Annotated in this window: 19 protein-coding genes and 1 riboswitch; of the genes, 17 read left to right on the plus strand and 2 right to left on the minus strand. The window is 41.8% G+C overall.

What is annotated here, in order from left to right:
• Positions 1-205: 205 nt before the first annotated feature.
• The 9 genes from MOC09_RS02465 to MOC09_RS02505 all read left to right on the plus strand — a co-directional run bounded on the left by MOC09_RS02465 (position 206) and on the right by MOC09_RS02505 (position 7,823).
• A complete protein-coding gene (locus MOC09_RS02465; RefSeq protein WP_268358230.1) occupies positions 206-1,249 on the plus strand; it encodes a hypothetical protein in 1,044 nt (347 codons plus the stop codon).
• Positions 1,250-1,390: 141 nt separating this feature from the next.
• Positions 1,391-1,435, plus strand: a riboswitch (PreQ1 riboswitch).
• Between the two features lie 127 nt (positions 1,436-1,562).
• On the plus strand, positions 1,563-2,222 hold the full coding sequence (gene queC, locus MOC09_RS02470; protein ID WP_003238979.1) for a 7-cyano-7-deazaguanine synthase QueC: 660 nt from the start codon (positions 1,563-1,565) through the stop codon (positions 2,220-2,222).
• A complete protein-coding gene (gene queD / locus MOC09_RS02475; protein ID WP_268358229.1) occupies positions 2,215-2,664 on the plus strand; it encodes a 6-carboxytetrahydropterin synthase QueD in 450 nt (149 codons plus the stop codon). Before queC ends, queD begins: the two co-directional genes overlap by 8 nt.
• Entirely contained in the window at positions 2,657-3,388 is a 732-nt protein-coding gene (gene queE / locus MOC09_RS02480) for a 7-carboxy-7-deazaguanine synthase QueE (protein ID WP_268358228.1), read from the plus strand. Before queD ends, queE begins: the two co-directional genes overlap by 8 nt.
• Before the next feature lie 17 nt (positions 3,389-3,405).
• The gene (queF, locus tag MOC09_RS02485) at positions 3,406-3,903 is read left to right on the plus strand and encodes a preQ(1) synthase (RefSeq protein ID WP_003218613.1); all 498 of its coding nucleotides are present in this window, start codon (positions 3,406-3,408) and stop codon (positions 3,901-3,903) included.
• Positions 3,904-4,308: 405 nt separating this feature from the next.
• Entirely contained in the window at positions 4,309-5,508 is a 1,200-nt protein-coding gene (locus MOC09_RS02490) for a glycosyltransferase family protein (protein ID WP_060398503.1), read from the plus strand.
• Between the two features lie 15 nt (positions 5,509-5,523).
• Positions 5,524-5,751 carry a LysM peptidoglycan-binding domain-containing protein gene (locus tag MOC09_RS02495; RefSeq protein WP_268369437.1) on the plus strand — a complete coding sequence of 76 codons (228 nt, stop codon included), beginning with the start codon at positions 5,524-5,526 and terminating at the stop codon, positions 5,749-5,751.
• 95 nt (positions 5,752-5,846) lie between these two features.
• The gene (locus MOC09_RS02500) at positions 5,847-6,779 is read left to right on the plus strand and encodes a glycosyl hydrolase family 18 protein (RefSeq protein ID WP_268358225.1); all 933 of its coding nucleotides are present in this window, start codon (positions 5,847-5,849) and stop codon (positions 6,777-6,779) included.
• A gap of 753 nt (positions 6,780-7,532) precedes the next feature.
• Entirely contained in the window at positions 7,533-7,823 is a 291-nt protein-coding gene (locus tag MOC09_RS02505) for a DUF3219 family protein (RefSeq protein ID WP_268358224.1), read from the plus strand.
• A gap of 116 nt (positions 7,824-7,939) precedes the next feature.
• Here the strand turns inward: MOC09_RS02505 and MOC09_RS02510 are convergent, their stop codons facing one another.
• Positions 7,940-8,125, minus strand: coding sequence for a YkvS family protein (locus tag MOC09_RS02510; protein ID WP_003232446.1), 186 nt, complete (start codon positions 8,123-8,125; stop codon positions 7,940-7,942).
• Between the two features lie 165 nt (positions 8,126-8,290).
• On the opposite strand from MOC09_RS02510, the gene MOC09_RS02515 reads away from it, so the two are divergent.
• From MOC09_RS02515 to pfeT, 5 genes are all read left to right on the plus strand, one after another.
• Entirely contained in the window at positions 8,291-8,485 is a 195-nt protein-coding gene (locus MOC09_RS02515) for a hypothetical protein (protein WP_268358223.1), read from the plus strand.
• Between the two features lie 297 nt (positions 8,486-8,782).
• Positions 8,783-9,412: a cell wall hydrolase gene (locus tag MOC09_RS02520; RefSeq protein ID WP_268367056.1), complete on the plus strand. Its 630-nt coding sequence runs from the start codon at positions 8,783-8,785 to the stop codon at positions 9,410-9,412.
• 117 nt (positions 9,413-9,529) lie between these two features.
• Positions 9,530-10,867: a sporulation protein YkvU gene (gene ykvU, locus MOC09_RS02525; protein ID WP_268362175.1), complete on the plus strand. Its 1,338-nt coding sequence runs from the start codon at positions 9,530-9,532 to the stop codon at positions 10,865-10,867.
• 50 nt (positions 10,868-10,917) lie between these two features.
• Positions 10,918-11,415 carry an endospore biogenesis thiol-disulfide oxidoreductase StoA gene (gene stoA, locus MOC09_RS02530; protein WP_268362177.1) on the plus strand — a complete coding sequence of 166 codons (498 nt, stop codon included), beginning with the start codon at positions 10,918-10,920 and terminating at the stop codon, positions 11,413-11,415.
• 234 nt (positions 11,416-11,649) lie between these two features.
• Positions 11,650-13,563, plus strand: a complete 1,914-nt coding sequence (pfeT, locus tag MOC09_RS02535; RefSeq protein WP_268362179.1) for a metal-transporting ATPase PfeT — start codon at positions 11,650-11,652, stop codon at positions 13,561-13,563.
• Between the two features lie 38 nt (positions 13,564-13,601).
• On the opposite strand, the gene MOC09_RS02540 is transcribed toward pfeT, so the two are convergent.
• On the minus strand, positions 13,602-13,805 hold the full coding sequence (locus tag MOC09_RS02540) for a hypothetical protein (RefSeq protein ID WP_268362182.1): 204 nt from the start codon (positions 13,803-13,805) through the stop codon (positions 13,602-13,604).
• A 162-nt stretch (positions 13,806-13,967) separates the two neighbouring features.
• On the opposite strand from MOC09_RS02540, the gene papB reads away from it, so the two are divergent.
• The 3 genes from papB (at position 13,968) to glcT (ending at position 17,238) form a co-directional block, all read left to right on the plus strand.
• Positions 13,968-15,062, plus strand: a complete 1,095-nt coding sequence (papB, locus tag MOC09_RS02545) for a di/tri-peptidase (RefSeq protein WP_268362184.1) — start codon at positions 13,968-13,970, stop codon at positions 15,060-15,062.
• Positions 15,063-15,342: 280 nt separating this feature from the next.
• Positions 15,343-16,308, plus strand: coding sequence for a LacI family DNA-binding transcriptional regulator (locus MOC09_RS02550; protein WP_268362186.1), 966 nt, complete (start codon positions 15,343-15,345; stop codon positions 16,306-16,308).
• 84 nt (positions 16,309-16,392) lie between these two features.
• A complete protein-coding gene (gene glcT, locus MOC09_RS02555) occupies positions 16,393-17,238 on the plus strand; it encodes a glucose PTS transporter transcription antiterminator GlcT (RefSeq protein WP_268362188.1) in 846 nt (281 codons plus the stop codon).
• Positions 17,239-17,348 lie beyond the last annotated feature (110 nt).

Below are 17,348 nucleotides of genomic sequence, written 5' to 3' on the forward strand. Positions count from 1 at the left end.
TGAGTTTTAAAAAAGGCCGGTTCGTTTGACCAACTTTGATTAATAGTATACTCTGACTATCTTTGACTTTCAAGTCTTTTGCGTAAAAAATTTTTGAATTTGTTTACACAGTAAAACATGTTTTCTTCGTCTTTTCAAGGAACTTGTCTCATAGGTTATAAAAAGGCATAGATGGATCAAACTGCGGTTCGTTCGGAGGGGAGAAATGGAACAATCAAAAGGATCAGCAAGTCAGCTTGCTTTCGTGTATATCGGCACAGTGGTTGGAGCTGGATTTGCGACTGGCAGGGAAATTGTTGAGTTTTTTCTGAAGTTCGGCTGGTTCGGTTTATTCGGCATTATCGTCAGCGGCGGGATGTTTACGTTACTGGGAGCCAAGCTGATGATCATTTCAAAGCGAATCAATGCCAAGTCATATCAAGAAATGAACATATTCTTGTTCGGGGCAACGGCTGGCCGGATTATTAATGTGTTTATGCTGTTTGTTCTCCTCGGCGTCACATCTGTTATGCTCTCAGGCGCAGGGGCGCTTTTTGAGGAGCAGCTGGGGATGTCCGCTCAAATTGGGATGCTGATTACAATTGGGTTGAGCTTAATTGTGATGACTAGAGGTGTAAAAGGCATTTTCGGTGTCAACGTGTTTGTTGTTCCTCTTTTGATCATCTTTTCTATGATTGTGGTGGCCGATTCTTTTATTTTCAGCGAGTCGAGAAACGCAGCTCAGTGGATATGGCCCCATCGCTGGGACTGGCTCTTATCAGCGTTTTCTTACGGCGCTTTGAATTTATCGCTTGCCCAAGCGGTTTTGGTTCCGCTGGCGAATGAAATGTCATCCGAAAAAGTGATCAAAAAAGGCGCTTTAATCGGAGGCACGATGCTGACGATTGTGCTGTCCGCGAGTTTTCTGTCTTTATCGATGCTCCCGGATGTATTTTTGTATGATATACCGATGGCTCAAGTGGTTTATCTCTTTGCACGATCTGTCCATTTGATTTATTTGCTCATTATTTTCGGTGAAGTGTTCACATCGGTTATCGGCAATCTATACGGATTAGAAAAACAAGTGCAAAGCTTTCTTCCAATCAAAAGCAAATATATCTTTGCAGCCATTATGATCACGGCTTATATCACGAGCCAAATCGGGTACGGCAAGCTCATTTCAACGATTTATCCATTGTTTGGTTATGTAAGTCTGGCCTTTATTGGCGCCCTGATTTGCAAAAAGGCTCCGCGGCGGCACAGTTTATAATCACATATATAATGAAGCGGGCCGTCATTGCAGAACAGCGTTTGACCGGGACGCTGGAGCTTACTTTTTTTATTGTCAAGAAAAACAACATTATGGTAAGATAGCAGAAGTGAAAAAAATTGAAGAAAATCCGTGCGATATGCGGGAGAGGTTCTAGCTACACCCTCTATAAAAAACTAAGGACGAGCTGTATCCTTGGATACGGCCTTTTTTATGTTTTTCTAGAGCACCTTCCGAAAAGGTGTTTTTTTGCGTGAATCAGCTGTAGCGATGTCTCTCGCCGACGTTTTTATTGCGGAGAAGGAGAGGAATCATGAAAAAAGAAAAAGCAATTGTCGTATTCAGCGGCGGTCAAGACAGCACCACATGCTTACTGTGGGCCCTAAAGGAATTCGAAGAAGTCGAAACGGTGACTTTTCATTATAATCAGCGTCATTCGCAGGAAATTGAAGTGGCAAAATCTATTGCAGAAAAGCTTGGTGTGAAAAACCATTTGCTTGATATGTCACTTTTAAATCAGCTTGCACCGAATGCTCTGACAAGAAATGATATTGAAATAGAAGCAAAAGATGGTGAATTGCCATCTACATTCGTTCCAGGCCGCAACTTGGTATTCTTATCCTTTGCGTCTATCCTGGCATACCAAATTGGCGCACGCCACATTATTACGGGAGTTTGCGAGACAGACTTCAGCGGCTATCCTGATTGCCGTGATGAATTCGTAAAATCTTGCAATGTAACGGTGAACCTGGCGATGGAGAAGCCGTTTGTGATTCATACGCCTCTTATGTGGCTCAATAAGGCGGAAACGTGGAAGCTTGCAGATGAGCTTGGTGCCCTTGACTTTGTAAAAAACAACACGCTGACATGCTATAACGGCATCATCGCAGACGGCTGCGGCGAATGTCCGGCATGCCACCTTCGTTCAAAAGGGTATGAAGAATATATGGCAATGAAAGGAGAGCGTGCATAAATTGTTATCTCAAATTTATCCGCAGGCCCAGCACCCATATTCATTTGAATTGAATAAGGACATGCACATCTCTGCTGCTCATTTTATCCCTCGGGAAAGTGCAGGCGCGTGCAGCAGGGTTCACGGCCATACGTATACCGTAAATGTAACCATTGCCGGCGACGAACTTGACGATTCAGGCTTTCTTGTCAATTTCAGCGTGCTAAAAAAATTGGTGCACGGAAACTATGATCATACGCTTTTAAATGATCATGAAGAATTTTCTAAGGACGACCGGTATTCACTGCCGACAACTGAAGTCGTGGCGAAAACGATTTATGACAAGGTGCAGGCTTACTTAGACACATTGGAGAATAAGCCAAGCTGTGTACAGGTGTTTGTCCGTGAAACACCGACAAGTTATTGTGTTTACCGTCCGAAAAAGGGTGGTTCGAATGGCTAAAGGAATTCCTGTGTTAGAAATTTTCGGCCCGACGATTCAAGGGGAAGGCATGGTGATCGGACAGAAAACAATGTTCGTCCGGACAGCGGGCTGTGATTATTCCTGCAGCTGGTGTGACTCCGCCTTCACCTGGGACGGTTCTGCTAAAAAAGATATTCGCTGGATGACGGCTGAGGAGATTTTTGCAGAGCTTAAGGATATTGGGGGAGACGCGTTCTCCCACGTGACGATCTCGGGCGGCAACCCGGCCCTGTTAAAGCAGCTGGATGCTTTTATTGAACTGCTGAAGGAAAATAACATCCGTGCAGCGCTTGAAACCCAGGGAACCGTTTATCAGGATTGGTTTACGCTGATCGATGATCTGACGATTTCCCCAAAACCGCCAAGCTCAAAAATGGTGACGAACTTCCAAAAGCTTGATCACATTTTAACTTCGCTTAAAGAGAATAATAGACAGCATGCTGTCAGCTTGAAGGTAGTCATTTTTAATGATGAAGATTTGGAGTTTGCCAAAACAGTGCACAAGCGTTACCCGGGAATCCCGTTTTATTTACAAGTCGGTAATGATGACGTGCATACGACGGATGATCAGACATTGATTGCCCATTTGCTTGGAAAATATGAAGCCCTTGTTGATAAGGTAGCTGTTGATGCGGAGCTGAATCTGGTCAGAGTGCTCCCGCAGCTGCACACCCTGTTATGGGGAAACAAACGCGGAGTATAATAGAAAGGAAGATAAATATGACGACAAGAAAAGAATCAGAATTAGAAGGTGTAACACTGCTTGGCAACCAAGGAACAAATTATTTGTTTGAATATGCGCCGGACGTGCTTGAATCCTTCCCAAATAAACATGTAAACCGTGATTACTTTGTAAAATTCAACTGTCCTGAATTCACATCTTTATGCCCGAAAACAGGACAGCCTGACTTTGCAACAATCTATATCAGCTACATTCCTGATGAAAAAATGGTTGAAAGCAAATCATTAAAGCTATACTTGTTCAGCTTCAGAAATCATGGTGACTTCCACGAAGACTGCATGAACATCATCATGAATGACTTGATCGAATTAATGGACCCGCGCTACATTGAAGTATGGGGCAAATTCACGCCAAGAGGCGGAATTTCCATTGACCCATACACAAACTACGGAAAGCCTGGCACGAAGTATGAGAAAATGGCCGAATACCGTATGATGAATCATGACTTATATCCGGAGACGATTGATAATCGGTAATAAGAGAAGCCACATAAAAGTGGACTCTTATGCAGTGAATTACGGTCGCGGAAGTAATGTAAGACGTACAAATATGTACGTCTTTTTTTGTGCAAAAATACTTACGTAAGTTCTTTGACAGAGAGGCTGGCAAAATCAGAGGGAAATATGTTGAAAATCGCCTGCTTTTTCTGTAGGACATCCGCACAAGCTATTATTTACACTGTATATGGGTAGCGCAATCCGGAAGCACCTTAAGTATATCCCAGTTATCCTCTGCATTTTTCAGTGGTGAAGTTTACGTTCTCTTAAATTTATTTTGCAGGAAGCTTGAACGTCTTTTTTAGACTAGTACCGCGACAAGTTATATTACGTCTACATACCAATAAAGTAGACATCAAAAAGTGAAAGAGAGGACGAAACTGTGTGAAAATTCTTTTTCTCGAGAGTCATCCCATGTGGCTCTATGGTTTACCAAATGGGTTTAGGGAAGCAGGCCATACCGTAATGATTTCAGGTCCTGTAAGCCGGGAAAATATTACTGAAATGATAGACGAATTTAAACCGGATCTAATCGTATCTATGGGATGGACACCAGAGCATTCAAGGGAAAAGCAAGCTTGGATACGCAACGCAACTAAAAAGGTGAATATCCCTCTCGTTTATTGGGCAACTGAAGACCCGCTGCACACTCAAAACTTTACCATCCCGTTAATTAAAAAGATGAAACCGGATTTTGTTTTCACCGTTACACCTTCTCTGTGTAAAATTTATGAAAGCATGGGGATTAAAGCAGCTCACTTAGACTTTGCATATCACGAAAGTATACATCATCAGATTAAACCATTGGAGAAATACAGTTGTGATATAGCAGTGGTGGCTAATGCTTACCCTAATTATCTTGAAGAACATCCGGAAGTGTTCCGTTCGTCCTCTTTAAAAACGCTTATTCGCCCTCTTATACGAAAAGGGATTCGCATAGATTTCTGGGGGAAAAATTGGGAAAAAATGAGTAAACATATAGGAAAAGAAATTCCCCGTAATTGGATTCATGGATACCTCGATTATACTGAAGCATATAAAGTTTACAGTTCAGCAAAAATCATTATCGGTTTGCAAAACTGTGAAAGCCAGCTTACGCAGCGCACCTATGAGATTCTTGGTTCCGGCGGGGTTTTATTAACATCGGATACACCGGCAGTTCGAGGTAAATTCAAACCTGGCCGCGATCTCATCGTCTCTTCCTCGCCAAAAGAAACATTTGAAAAGGTGAAATACTATTTGAATCACGATAGCGAGAGAAAAAAGATTCAGATAAACGGTAAAAAGGCAGTGAAGAATGACTCCTATCGGCATAGAGCTGAGAGAATGATTGAGGTGCTAAAAAGAAGAGGAATCATAAGGAACGTAGGGGAAACCATACATTACGTAGATGTTCTCAAAGAAAAATACGAGATTCATCATGTTACTCCCGGTGAAACATTATTGAAAATTGCCATGAAGTATAAAGTTTCTCTGCAGCAAATCATGGAGCTTAATCATTTCAAATCAGATCAAATATATGCTGGACAAATTATTAAAATAAGACAGAAACGGTCTAGAGATGTGAAAAATAAATTTTTCTAAAGGAGAGTAATAAGAATGAATGGGAAAATACCTAAAACAAAAAACCAACTGAATAAAGTAAAAAGAACGCCTCGTTATATGGAATTTCCCGTGACATACGAAGTGTATCATGTGGAATCTGGTGATACACTATGGACGATTTCCAAATCCTTTAATATTCCGGTACAACAACTTATGAATCTTAATAAGCTTTCTTCAGATATCATTTATCCTGGACAAATGATAAAGATAAGAGAGAGGTAATCTATGAAGTTTCGGAAACGAAACAAATTGAAAAATGATCAATCATTTTTTTATTTGTTGGGAACTTGATATTTTTGGGGATAAGGGGTTATGAGATGTTTCAAATGAGCTATTTCTATTCTGGATTAGGTTGCGATTATATTCATCACGTTGATCAAACGAATGGAGTATTAAATGTCGTGTCTCCTGACTTTTTCTATATCAGGAAAGATGGATCATTGCTTCTCCGTTCAGCTAATCCCGATGTAATTAAGGCCCTTCATAGAAGAAAATTAAAAGTAGTTCCTTTTCTGAGCAATCATTGGGATCAGGGTTTGGGACGATCTGCATTAAAGAACCGAGTGCTTTTGGCTAAACAAATTTCTAATGCAATAGAAGAACTGAACCTAGACGGAGTCAATATCGATATAGAAAATCTTACAGAGAAAGATCGGCAGGCATTTACGGATTTTGTTAGACTGGTGAGAAAAGGTATTCCTAAGCGTAAAGAGGTATCAGTTGCAGTGGCGGCAAATCCTTTTGGCTGGACGAAGGGCTGGCACGGATCATATGATTATGAGCATTTAGCTAAGTATGCAGACTATCTTATGGTTATGGCCTATGATGAAAGCCGCTCTGCTGGGCCTACTGCAAGTGTAGGCTGGGTGGAAAAGTCCATTCAGTATGCTCTCATTCAAAAAATCTCTCCCCAAAAACTAGTTTTAGGATTGCCTTTCTATGGCTGTTGCTGGATGCAAGGCCACTCTGCCTCACAAGCCATTTCCCTTTCCCTTGTTAACTCAATCATAAAAAGACATAACGGGACAATTATTTTTGATACGAAGAGTCAATCTCTAAAAGCTGTTTTTACTGTCAAACACTGCAAGGGCCCATGGCCACAGGGAACATATACATTATGGTTTAAAAATGAACAATCACTCATAGCAAAAATAAAACTCGTTCAAAAATATCATCTGAAGGGTCTTGGCAGCTGGAGTCTTGGACAAGAGAATACGTCAGTCTGGGACACAGTATTTAACAATATATAAGGATGTATAGGTCAGAGTAAAAATCGAAGATAATTGCATTGAATCTCTAAATCTTGGACATCCTTATTATGAGAACAGGTAAATAGTGAGGACAAGGGTTTGCATTCCATAGATTCTTGTCCGGAAATGTTCTAAGAGGCAGTATATTGTGCTTGAAATACAGATTCAAACTCTGTTATAGAGCGCATTTCATGTAGAATCTGCTTCCATGATGGAAACCATACACACGCTACCTTGTGAGCAGGATGATTACATTTCATTCAGAAGTGTTCAGGATTGATATGGAGAAGCACGAAACATACACACATGTAATTTTTTGCAAAATGGATGCTTTTTTAAAAATATAATGAATGTGATTGTATGAACTTCACATGAACGGCTTGATTGACCGCTCTCATTAATGGATGCCAAGATACAGCATTTCTGTTATGATCCGTGATTCGTACAAAGCCTGACACAGTGCCGCATGGTGAACCGTAATTTGTTGATAATCGATCATATAGTTTCTCCTGAGAAATGAGGAGGTTTTTACATAAAAAAGACGAGTGAATCCGGGGGAATGTCACTCGCCGCTTTCTAATGAAAAGACGGGATGCTGGATGGCAGCTCGTCTGTTTTATTATAAAATATCGAACGTATGTTTGTAAAGGTGTCTTTTCTTACGAATTGGGTAACATAACGATCGGAACAGATTCATTGTAAACGTCCGCTAAGATATGCTAAGATGCATGGACTATAAAGGAGTGATGAAAAGTGAAGACATTGCGATTAAACGGTGTTACGTTAGAAATGGCTGCATATCAAGAAGAAAACGAGCCGAAGCGTAAAATTTTATTTACCCTTAACGTGACGAGTGAGACTTACCATGATATCGCTGTCCTGTTGTATGAAAAAACGTTTAACGTCGAGGTTCCGGAGCGAAACCTTGTCTTCAACGGGGAAATCACAAATTATTCAACGTCATTGGTCAACCTGTACGAACCAGGATCCGCCAGCGAATTTTATATAGAAATAACGGAAACAGACAAAAACGCCGATTCATAATCGGTGTTTTTATGTAAAAAAGCTGCCGGCGGCAGCTTTTGAGAAAGCGAATTTCATATGTAAGGTGTTTAATTGATCGTCTTGCAGTTGCGTATGAATGTGGAAATAAGGAGGTTTTAATAGGAGTCTCTGATGATCTTGTAATTTTTATGATTAACAACTGTCAATGAATCTAACTCAAGATCCCGATAGTTATCCATGATCGTCACATCAACAATAACAGAATTCTCATTTACTTTTTCAACAACACCGGTTAATCCGTTCTTAAATTCAATGACGTTTCCAACCTTAGCGATTTTCACAAGCTTCCTCTCCTTTAAACATAATAATGCCTTTTGAAAGTATTTTGCAGTATTTTCATTGAGAAGTAAAGCGATAAGGAGTTTTATCTCCCTAAGGAATTGTCCTGACGTTATAAAGATGATATATTGATTTTCGTCAAAAGAAAGAAAAAGGGGGAATTTTCGTTGCATCCCGAAGAGATAACTGAACTGATTGAACAGCTGCGCACTGGTGCAATAAACGAACTGAGAGTCCAGAAAGAGCATTTCCTGGATTTCAGGGCCGTGTTATCTAAACAAGATGATTTTAAACATTTCCGAGGCATTGCCCAGCAAGGCGGAGATGTTATATTTCAATACTTAGAACAGCCAAGAAGCTGAAGGTTTCTCACTCGTGGGAAGCCTTTTTATCATATATGACAGAATCAAGACCCTTTATTACATTCGTTTGTAACATACGTAAACAAAATGTAAATCGCCAAAAATGGATAAACATGTTTTAAAATGACAAGATTTATAGAATTTCATCCTGTTTTTCTTCCGTTAACTAACGCGTCATCCGGTATATTCCATCCTGATACCACTTTGGGAGAGTTGGAAAATCTTTTTCCGTGAAAATGAATGGATCTCTTGTTAAGGTTATGAAGTGTTTTTTGAGCACTTTAAGGAGGAAACTGTATGACGTCGAAATTCACTGCTCTGGCTGTTTTTCTTCTTTGTTTCATGCCTGCAGCAAAAATTGAACATACACAAGCTTCACTACTGAGCACAAAGAAGACAAAACATGAAGAAGCGAAATGGCTTGAACATATAGATCTAGACACAAACGAATCTTTCCCTTCACTGTCTGCTGATAAGGACCAGAAAAAAATAAAGCCAATCAAGCTGTCAGCACACACTGAAAAGAAAGAGGAAGACAAACCAGCCGAAACAAATGAAAAGAAAGACACATATACACAGTCTGAAAAAGATTTGCTGTCCCGCCTCGTTCACGCAGAGGCTAAGGGAGAATCATATAAAGGCAAGGTTGCTGTAGCGAGCGTTGTGCTGAACAGAACGGAGAAAAAAGGTTTTCCTGATACCATAAGAGGGGTTATTTATCAGAAAAACGCCTTTGAACCAGTCTCAAACGGAAGCATTAATCAAGAGCCTGATCAAGAATCGATTGCAGCAGCTGAAGAAGCGCTGTCTTCTAAAAATAGAGAAACAGATGCCATATTCTTTTATAATCCGAAAACAGCGTCGGATGATTGGATTCGCTCAAGAAAGATCGTAGAAAGAATCGGCAGGCACGTTTTTGCCATTTAAGCATAGAAGAGACAATGTGTCTCAGCTATGCTTTTTTTCATATAAAGAGTAAAAATAAAATAATTTTTGAACTTGTCTCATATGATGTTGGTAGTACAAGAGACAAGGGGAGACATCATGAATCGATTTGTGAAAGGGATCATTCTTTTATCCATTGCCGCCTTTTTCGCTGAATGCCTTGAATTTGTCGTGAATATGATTTTGGCGCGGGAGCTTGGCGAGCACGGGATGGGGCTTTACATGAGTATTTTGCCTACAATCTTTTTAATTATTGTCATCGCAAGCTTGGAACTGCCGATTTCAATTTCTAAATTTATTGCCGAATCAAACCCTAAGCTTCATGAAAGCATGCTGAGGCACGCTTTCAGAATGACAGCCGTTTTTACAGCGTTTTCTACGGCCGCCGCCAGTATTGCGCTTCCGTTTATTCCGGTATTTGATACATACCACCCGTTTATTAAAGGGATTGTCATCGGCTTAATTCCTGTTGTTGCCTTTACTTCAATCGCCAGGGGCTACTTTATGGGTGTGCAAAAAATGGGGAAGATCGCAGTCGCCAATGTGCTGAAAAAAATCATCCAGCTCTTGTGCTTGTTCCTCTTTTTTCAATGGTACTCATTCGAATTGGATATGGCGGTGCTGATTTCCTTGTTTGTTTTGGTCGTGAGTGATGTGGTCGTGCTTGTTTATTTATACTCACAATTCATCATGGCGAGGCGGGCGGTAACCGGCCAGCAGCACATTCATTTGCGCGGAAAGGATGTAAGAAAAAGACTGCTTGCTGTTTCCATTCCCACAACAGGGCTGCGCATTTTTCATGCCATTGTCAATGCCATTGAACCCTTTTTAATAAAAGGGGCGCTTTTGGGAGCAGGTGTTGCCGGGACAGCGGCGATCGATCAGTATGGAATGCTGGCAGGAGTGGCTGTGACAATAGGCTCGTTCCCCGCTTTTATTGCCCATTCGTTAATGGTCGTTATGATACCGAGTATTTCTGAAGCTTACGCGCTTTCGCAGTATGACGTTGTCCTAAAAAGGCTGAAACAGTCAATTTTCATTACATTTGGTTACGGTATCCCGGCTGTCTGGATCATGTTTCAGTTTGCGGGACCTCTCACGCATCTGTTTTTTCACTCCCCTGAAGCTCAGTATTACCTGCAGCTGTTGTGGCCTTACTTTCTCTTTCATCTTTTTGTCATGCCGCTCCAGGCATGCTTAATCGGGATGGGCTTTGTGAAAGAAGCGTTTTATCACAATGTGTGGAGCCATATCGTTGCTTTAAGTATGATGTATGTACTGGGATCAATGGAGAATCTGCAAATGCTCGGGATTATCCTGGGGATGAACACAGGCATGATTTTACTGACGAGCCTTCACTATACACAGATTTGCAAAGCGCTGCGGGTATCAGTTTTTCTTACGGGTGGAAGCAGAACGCCGCGAATTGAAGGATGATAAAGAAAAAGCAGGGGCAAGCTAATTGTAAAGCATGAAAGGAAGATTCCATGTTGACAAAGCGCTTGCTTACTGTATGCCTTATGTTATTGGGGATGATTGCATGGTCTCCTGCTGTGTCAGCCGCTGACGATAAACAGCCTGCCGTTCCCGCTGTTTTTCTCATGAAAACAATAGAAGGGGAGGATATCTCGATTCCGAATAAAGGGCAAAAAACGATCCTGCATTTTTGGACATCTTGGTGTCCGCCCTGCAAAAAAGAGCTCCCCCAGTTTCAATCATTTTATGATGCCCATCAATCCGGCAGCGTGAAGCTGGTAACGGTAAATTTAGTGAATTCGGAACAAAATCAGCAAGCCGTTGAAGACTTTATAAAAGCAAACAAGCTGACATTTCCGATTGTTCTTGATGCAAAAGGGGAATTGATGAAAGAATATCGCATCATCACGATCCCAACCTCGTTTTTATTGAATGAAAAGGGAGAAATTGAAAAAACAAAAATAGGCCCGATGACGGCGGAACAACTGAAAGAATGGACGGAAGAATAGCTGAGAGCATAGCCTCTCAGCTTTTTTCATATAATGAAGAATTGGATAAATATTAATGATAATTATTATCAAGAAGGAATTAAAATAATTATAATTGAAATTCTCTTCACGCATGCTATAATAAAGATAGACATCAAGAGATACTGACGATATAGCTGCCTTTTGGGCGGCGATTTTGTTTTTATAAGAGAAATGAAGATGATTTGCGTTCTCAATTAGAGAGGAGATTTTGATATGAATGAACAAGTTATCGTTCAACAAGATCCGCACGAGCCATTAAATACAGGACAGAGAGAGAAAAACTGGGTGCAGCATGCTGAGCTTATCGCAGCACTTGTGTCAGGCGCTCTTATTTTGGCAGGCTGGCTCTTATCCGGACATCAAGTATTATCAGTAACGCTTTACTTGCTGGCTTTTGTGATCGGCGGATTCGCTAAAGCAAAGGAAGGAATCGAAGAAACGCTCGAATCCAAAACACTGAATGTAGAGCTTTTAATGATTTTCGCTGCCATTGGTTCCGCCTTGATCGGATACTGGGCAGAGGGTGCTATTTTAATATTTATTTTTTCCTTAAGCGGAGCTTTAGAAACATACACGATGAATAAAAGCAGCAGAGATTTAACTTCTTTAATGCAGCTTGAGCCTGAAGAAGCAACACTGATGGTCAATGGCGAAACCAAAAGAGTTCCGGTTTCGGACTTAGAGGCCGGAGATATGATTGTGATCAAACCTGGAGAACGTGTAGCGGCCGACGGAGTCATTGAAACGGGCTCAACAAGCCTTGACGAGTCAGCATTAACAGGCGAATCAATGCCTGTAGAAAAAAGCACCGGCGATGCTGTGTTTACGGGAACTGTGAATCGCAACGGCTCCTTGACGGTCCGTGTCACGAAAGCCAATGAAGATTCGTTATTCAGAAAAATTATCAGATTGGTTGAATCTGCGCAAAGCAGTGTGTCACCCGCACAGGCTTTCATCGAGCGATTTGAAAATGCCTATGTAAAAGGTGTGCTGATCGCAGTAGGGCTCTTATTATTCGTTCCGCACTTTGCGCTTGGCTGGAGCTGGAGTGAAACCTTCTACCGCGCAATGGTGTTTATGGTTGTCGCGTCACCTTGTGCGCTTGTTGCCTCTATTATGCCGGCGGCGCTTTCCTTGATTTCAAATGGCGCACGCAACGGTATGCTTGTTAAAGGGAGCGTCTTTCTTGAGCAGCTCGGCTCTGTGCAAATGATCGCCTTTGACAAAACAGGCACTGTGACAAAAGGACAGCCTGCTGTTGAGACTGTCAGAATCGCAGAAGGATTCAGTGAATCAGAGGTTCTTGAGGCTGTCTATGCCATCGAAACGCAATCAAGCCATCCGCTCGCGCAAGCGATAACAGCGTACGCTGAAAGCCGCGGCGTGAATCAGTCCGGCTACATATCGATAGAAGAAACATCAGGGTTTGGCGTTATGGCTGAAGTGTCGGGAGCAAAATGGAAGATCGGCAAAGCAGATTTTATCGGCGCGGAAATGGCAGGGCAATTTATAAAACAAGCAGCATCAGATGTCACTCAAAGCGGGCACACGATTGTATTTGTGAAAAAGGATGATCAAATAGCGGGCTGTATCGCACTGAAAGATCAAATCAGGCCTGAAGCAAAAGAGGTCATGGAGGAACTGAACCGGCTTGGGATTAAAACAGCCATGCTGACAGGAGATCATAAGGACACGGCCCAAGCGATAGCGAAGGAAGCCGGCATGACAACTGTTGCGGCAGAATGCCTGCCTGACCAAAAAGTAAATGAAATCAAACGGTTAAAGGAAGAATTCGGAACGATTGCAATGGTCGGTGACGGAATAAACGATGCACCGGCACTTAAGGCGGCGGATGTCGGCATTGCGATGGGCGGCGGAACAGATGTCGCTCTTGAGACCGCTGATATGGTGCTTATGCAAAACGATTTGAAAAAGCTCGTAAACATGTGCAGCCTGTCACGGAAAATGAACAGGATTGTTAAACAGAATATTGTGTTTTCTCTAGGCGTGATCTGCCTGCTGATTTGCGCGAACTTTTTGCAGGTGATGGAATTGCCATTTGGGGTGATCGGTCATGAAGGAAGCACGATTTTGGTGATCTTAAACGGGTTAAGACTTTTAAAATAAAACCAGCAGTCCAATCGGGCTGCTGGTTTTTTTATGTATCAAGCTTTGCCTTCTTTTTTGTCTTTATCAGATCTTTTCGTGATAATAATGAGCGCGAGAATGCAGCAGAGAAAACCCGCAGCACAGCCTAGGATAGAGCTGTAATAATAAAAGCCGACCAACTTCATACCGATAAAAGGAGCGGAAATTCCCAAAACCGTTAAGAGCATAACTATTTTTCGTCTGAAAAAATTCATCAGCAAACGGAACAACTCCCTGCGATTGAACTCTACTCCCAGTATACAGGATGAGAGGCGGAAAATAAAAGGGGTGAAAATGAAGGCGCCGCGAAAGGCAAAGACCTGCAAAACCTGTTACAATGAAAGACAGAACAAAGCATTGCAAATGGCAGGGAGGAACAAAAAGTGAATAGAATAGAGCGCGTCTCTTCATGGCTGAAGGAAGCGGGGCATACGGCCGCATTTATTCATACGAAAGAAAATGTTTTTTACTTAACTGGTTTTTACACAGAGCCGCATGAACGATTAATGGGCTTATTTATTTTTCAAGAAGAGGAGCCTTTCTTCGTTTGCCCGGGAATGGAAGCAGACCAGGCCCGCAGCGCAGGCTGGGATCATGAGATTATTGGCTATGCAGATCACGAAAATCCGTGGGAACTGATAGAGAAAGCCTTGAAAAAGCGGAATGTCAGCATACATACACTTGCGGTAGAAAAGGATTCAATCTCACTAGCACGCGCAGAACAGCTGAAGCATTCGGCCGGCGGGGCTCAATTCGTTTCAGCAGAAGAAACACTTAATCAATTTCGCCTGACTAAAGACGACAATGAAATTCGTTTGCTCAAAGAGGCGGCAAAGCTTGCTGATTACGGTGTTGAAGTCGGCACAGCCGCTTTGCGAGAGGGCATCAGTGAAGTGGAAGTGCTCGCTCAAATTGAGTATGAGCTGAAGAAAAAAGGAATTCAGGGCATGTCTTTCTCTACAATGGTTTTATTCGGAGAAAAATCAGGCCAGCCTCATGGAAATCCGGGTACAGCCACATTGAAAAAAGGTGATTTTGTTTTATTTGATCTGGGTGTTATTCTTGATGGCTATTGCTCTGATATTACAAGAACGTTTGCATACAAGTCCATCAATCCGAAGCAAGAGGAGATCTACGAGACCGTGCTTCAAGCAGAAAAAGCCGCGATGGAGGCAAGCAAGCCCGGTGTCAGAATCGGTGACCTTGATTTAACTGCGCGCGGCATCATTGAAAAAGCGGGATACGGAGATTATTTTCCTCACCGGCTTGGACACGGGCTCGGAATTTCTGTCCATGAGTACCCATCTATGAGCCAAGCCAACGATACACTGTTGCAGGAAGGCATGGTCTACACGATCGAACCGGGGATTTATGTGCCTGAAGTTGGCGGCGTGCGCATTGAGGATGACGTTCACGTAACAAAGGACGGAGCGGTTGCCCTGACCCAATATCCGAAGGAATTAATCATACTGCCGTAATAGAAATAAAAAAGGACTTTGTTCTCGACATCGTCCTTTTTTATCTGCATTAAATAAAAAAATCATCAAATGTTCGAAAGGGTTTAATTTCATGTTTTTGGTTGAGAGGTTTTACAGCAAGACAACTGCCGCCGAGAACAGTCAGACATAATCCAATTAAAATGAAGAAACCCATGTGATCTTCTCCTTTCAGCTAAAAACACAAAATATGTCTGGTACGTCCCTATCATATTGTATGAAACGCATTCCAGATCAAGGGAATTTAGAAAGAAGGGAATCTATGGCGAATATTAAGGACATTGCAGAAAAAGCCGGTGTCTCCGTTACAACGGTTTCCAGAGTCATAAACAATCACCCTTACGTCAGCGAAGACAAAAGAAATAGAGTGCTTGAGGCCATGGAGGCATTGGAGTACACGAGAAATATCCACGCTGTGCACCTGTCAAAAGGATTTTCAAACATGATTGGTGTTGTCTTGCCGACGATTAACCTGCCTTATTTTGCCGAGCTGATTGCAGGAATAGCTGACGCAGCCGCAGAATCAGGAATTCACCTCTCTTTATTCCAAACAAACTATGATGTACAGAAAGAAATCTTTGCGTTGTCCCAATTAAAGCAACGCCAGGTTGACGGGTTGATTTTTTGCTCAAAGGCGCTTGCTGATGAGAAACTCATGGAATGGGAGGGACCGATACTGCTTTGCCAGAATTCAGATATCAGCCGTTTTCCAACCATCAGCATTCCTCACCGGGAAGCATTCCGGAATGGCTTAGACTATTTAATTGCCAAAGGGCACACAAAAATAGCGATCTGCTTGGCAAGGAAAAAGGGCATGAACAGCCATTTTCGAATTAAAGCGTATAAAGAAGCATTGGAAGAGATCGGAGAAGTATTTCGTGAAGAATGGGTAGTTGAGAAAGCGATTACAATCAATGATGGCAAGGCGCTTTTTCATAAATGGAAAAAGTGGAAGGAAAAGCCGACGGCTATTTTTGTTGCCAATGACCAGGTTTCAGCAGGGCTTTTTCTTGAAGCAAAGAACCAGCGGGTATCGGTACCGGATGAACTTGCAATCCTAAGCGTTGATAACCATGAAATCAGCCAAGCGCTTGGTATTACAACGATCGATATTCAGACAAGGGAAATGGGAAAGCAGGCATTTGCCATGCTGCAAAAAAGAATTCAAGGGCAGTCAATCGGAAGGAAGGTTCTGGATTACCGTCTCATCAAAAGATCGACTGTTTAGTGAAAGCATCGAAAAAAGGTTTGACGTGCATTCCGTTCGTTATGTACGATATGATGTATTGAATGACAAAAGGAGCTGAGGATCGTGAATGGGTCCTTCACAGTGAAAAAGGTACTGAATAATAACGTATTAATTGCTTCTCATCATAAATACAGCGAAGTCGTTTTAATCGGAAAAGGTATTGGTTTCGGAAAAAAACAAGATGATGTCATTGAAGATAAAGGCTACGATAAAATGTTCATTTTAAAGGACGAGAAGGAACAAAAGCAGTTTAAAAAGCTCCTTGACTATGTTGATGAAAAGCTCGTTGATATTTCAAACGATGTCATTTATCACATCAGCAATAGGACTAACCACTCATTAAATGAACATATTCACATTGCGCTGACAGACCATATCGCATTTGCGATTAAAAGACAGCAGCAGGGCTTTGATATGAAAAATCCATTTTTAATGGAGACTCAGTCACTATATCCTGACGAATACCAAATTGCTAAAGAAGTCATAGATATAATCAATGAAAAAGCGGGAATCTGCTTACCGGAAGGAGAAATCGGCTTTATCGCCCTGCATATCCATTCAGCCCTGACAAACCGTCCGTTGTCCGAAGTCAATCAGCACTCGCAGCTGATGGCGCAGCTTGTTGAGGTGATTGAAGACTCGTTTCAAATGAAAGTAAACAAGGAAAGTGTCAACTATTTGCGGCTGATCCGGCATATCAGATTTACAATAGAAAGAATTAAAAAAGAAGAACCGACTAAAGAACCAGAAAAATTAATGTTGTTATTGAAAAATGAATATCCGCTATGCTACAATACAGCTTGGAAATTGATTAAAATCTTGCAGCAAACATTGAAGAAACCAGTTCATGAGGCGGAAGCGGTTTATCTGACGCTTCATCTGTACCGATTAACCAATAAAATTTCATAAATTCAGTTTAACCTTATAACGTGTTACTGATCCGATCAGGCATGAGTGATTGAGGGGAAAAAACGGGAAGTTCATTCTCGTTCTTTTGTGCACCCAATTTTGCTCATGCC

The organism is Bacillus sp. N12A5, from assembly GCF_026790125.1.
Classification (GTDB): Bacteria; Bacillota; Bacilli; order Bacillales; family Bacillaceae; genus Bacillus.

Excerpts from the sequence above, each read along its gene's own strand:
- MOC09_RS02465 (WP_268358230.1), top strand. The coding sequence starts at position 206 with ATGGAACAATCAAAAGGATCAGCAAGTCAGCTTGCTTTCGTGTATATC.
- queC (WP_003238979.1), top strand. The coding sequence starts at position 1,563 with ATGAAAAAAGAAAAAGCAATTGTCGTATTCAGCGGCGGTCAAGACAGC.
- queE (WP_268358228.1), top strand. The coding sequence starts at position 2,657 with ATGGCTAAAGGAATTCCTGTGTTAGAAATTTTCGGCCCGACGATTCAA.
- queF (WP_003218613.1), top strand. The coding sequence starts at position 3,406 with ATGACGACAAGAAAAGAATCAGAATTAGAAGGTGTAACACTGCTTGGC.
- MOC09_RS02495 (WP_268369437.1), top strand. The coding sequence starts at position 5,524 with ATGAATGGGAAAATACCTAAAACAAAAAACCAACTGAATAAAGTAAAA.
- MOC09_RS02500 (WP_268358225.1), top strand. The coding sequence starts at position 5,847 with ATGTTTCAAATGAGCTATTTCTATTCTGGATTAGGTTGCGATTATATT.
- MOC09_RS02520 (WP_268367056.1), top strand. The coding sequence starts at position 8,783 with ATGACGTCGAAATTCACTGCTCTGGCTGTTTTTCTTCTTTGTTTCATG.
- ykvU (WP_268362175.1), top strand. The coding sequence starts at position 9,530 with ATGAATCGATTTGTGAAAGGGATCATTCTTTTATCCATTGCCGCCTTT.
- stoA (WP_268362177.1), top strand. The coding sequence starts at position 10,918 with ATGTTGACAAAGCGCTTGCTTACTGTATGCCTTATGTTATTGGGGATG.
- pfeT (WP_268362179.1), top strand. The coding sequence starts at position 11,650 with ATGAATGAACAAGTTATCGTTCAACAAGATCCGCACGAGCCATTAAAT.
- MOC09_RS02550 (WP_268362186.1), top strand. The coding sequence starts at position 15,343 with ATGGCGAATATTAAGGACATTGCAGAAAAAGCCGGTGTCTCCGTTACA.